The following is a 2,528-nucleotide window of genomic DNA, read 5'->3' as shown; positions in this document are numbered from 1 at the left end:
CTCGGCCAGGCGCGCCAGGTCCACGGCGGCCTCGGTGGTCCCGGCGGCGGGAGCGGAGGCGGGGACCGGCGCGGGATCGGCTCCCGTCCCGCGGGCTGGCAGGGCGCCACGGGCGAGAGCCCCTGGAGGATCTCCCGCTCCACCGGGTCCTTCTCCAGGTGGAACTCCTCGCCGTGGTGGGCGAGGACCAGGCCGGGGCCGTCCAGCAGCTCGTAGGTCGCGGTCTCGCCGGTGACCGTCACCTTGATCAGGTTGCCGCGGTACCGCATCCGGAACGCCAGCCGGCTGATGCCGCCGGGCAGCCGCGGCGCGAACCGCAGGTTCCCGCGGCCGGCGCGCATGCCGCCGAAGCCCGCGACCAGTGCCGTCCACGCGCCCGCCAGCGACGCGATGTGCAGGCCGTCGCGGGTGTTGCGGTTCAGGTCGTGCAGGTCCATCAGCGCGGTCTCGCCGAGGTAGTCGTGCGCGAGCTCCAGGTGCCCGCACTCGGCCGCGACCACCGCCTGCGTCTGCGCCGACAGCGAGGAGTCCCGGACGGTCAGCGCCTCGTAGTAGGCGAAGTCGCGCGCCTTCTCCTCCGGCGTGAACACGTCCCCGCACAGGTGCAGCGCGAGCACCAGGTCGGCCTGCTTGACGACCTGCTTGCGGTACAGGTCGAAGTACGGGACGTTCAGCAGCAGCGGGTACTGGTCGGGCTTGGTCGAGGCGAAGTCCCAGCGGGCGTGGTCGGTGAACCCGTCGCACTGCGGGTGGACGCCGAGCCGCTCGTCGTAGGGGATGCGCATGCGCTCCGCCGCGTCCCGCCAGGACGCCGCCTCCTCGGTGGTGACGCCGAGCCGGTCGGCGACGTCCGGGTTGCGCATGGCGGTCTCGGCGGCCTCGCACAGGTTCCGGCGGGCCATCAGGTTCGTGTAGACGTTGTTGTCGACGACGGCCGTGTACTCGTCGGGGCCGGTGACGCCGTCGATGCGGAACACGCCCTCGACGTCGTGGTGGCCGATGCCGCGCCACAGCCGCGCGGTCTCCACCAGGATCTCCAGCCCGACCTCGCGTTCGAACTGCTCGTCCTGGGTGGCGTCCAGGTACCGGACGACCGCGTCGGCGATGTCGGCGTTGATGTGGAACGCGGCGGTCCCGGCGGGCCAGTAGCCGGAGCACTCCTGGCCGCGGATCGTCCGCCAGGGGAACGCGACGCCCGGCAGCCCGAGCTGGCTCGCGCGCTCCCGGGCGAGCGGCAGCGTCATGTGCCGCCAGCCGAGCGCGTCGGCGACCGCGTCCGGATGGGTGTAGGTGAGCACCGGCATGACGAACGTCTCGGTGTCCCAGAACGAGTGCCCGTCGTAGCCGGGCCCGGTGAGGCCCTTGGCGGGGATCATCCGGCGTTCGGCGCGCGCGCCCGCCTGCAGGATGTGGAACAGCGCGAACCGGACGGCCTGCTGCACCTCGGCGTCGCCGTCGACCTCGACGTCCGCGCCCTCCCAGAAGTCGTCGAGGAAGGCGCGGTGCTCCGCCAGCAGCCCGTCCCAGCCGGTCTGCCGGGCCGCCGCGAGCGCCCCCACGACCTGGTCGTTCAGCGCGGACCGGGACCGCTGGCTGGACCAGCCGTAGGCCATGTACTTGACGATCCGCAGCCGCTCGCCGGGCTTCAGCCGGGTCGCGACCGTGAGCCGGCCGATGTCGGGCAGGCTCTCCAGCGCGTGGTCGGCGTCCTCCGGGCCGGTGACCTGGTGCGTCATCCCGGCGGCCATCCGCAGGCCGCTCTCCCGGGTGCGGTGCACCAGGACGACCCGGTGCCCGTTGGACATGTGGTCCTCCGACACCAGCGGCGCCTCCAGCATCGCGCTGGCGCGGGGGTCCTTGCCGAGGTCGGGCAGCGCCTCGTTCGCCACCAGCTCGCTCTGCAGGACGATCCGGACCGCGTCGTCCACCGCCTCGACCTCGTAGCAGATCGCGGCGACCGCGCGCTGGGTCAGCGACACCAGCCGGGTCGAGGTGATCTTGACGCGGCGGCCCGCCGGGGACGTCCACTCCACGTCCCGGGACAGGGTGCCGGCGCGCATGTCGAGCACCCGCTCGTGGTAGTGCAGCCGCCCGTACCGGACGTCGAACGGCTCGTCGTCCACCAGCAGCCGGATGACCTTGCCGTTGGTCACGTTGATCACGGTCTGCCCGGTCTCGGGCACCCCGTAGGCGGCCTCGGCCTGCGGCAGTGGACGCCGCTCGTAGAACGAGTTGAGGTAGGTGCCCGGCAGCCCGTGCGGCTCGCCCTCGTCCAGGTTGCCGCGCAGCCCGAGATGGCCGTTGGACAGCGCGAACACCGACTCGCTCTGGGCCAGCCGGTCCAGGCGCAGCTCCGGTTCGCGCACGCACCAGGGCTCCACCAGGAACTGCGGCTGCCCGGCGGCCGCCGCGCGGTTGTCCGGCTCGGTCACTGGTCCCCCTTGAGAAGATCGGAAAGGTCGTTCACGACGGTGTCGGCCCCGTGCTCGCGCAGCCCGGCGGCGTGCGCGTCGTCCAGCCGGTTCACG

The 2,528-nt window shown here is 73.0% G+C and carries 1 protein-coding gene; it reads right to left on the bottom strand.

Features of this window, described 5'->3' with window-relative positions:
- A partial coding sequence (locus AB0J52_RS35900) for a glycoside hydrolase family 65 protein (protein WP_500187376.1) occupies nt 1-2,432 on the bottom strand: 2,432 nt, incomplete at its 3' end.
- Nucleotides 2,433-2,528 lie beyond the last annotated feature (96 nt).

This window comes from Spirillospora sp. NPDC049652 (assembly GCF_040675125.1).
Taxonomy (GTDB): Bacteria; Actinomycetota; Actinomycetes; order Streptosporangiales; family Streptosporangiaceae; genus Spirillospora.
Note: the sequence above shows the minus strand (reverse complement) of the source record. Positions and strands in the feature narration are given on the sequence as shown.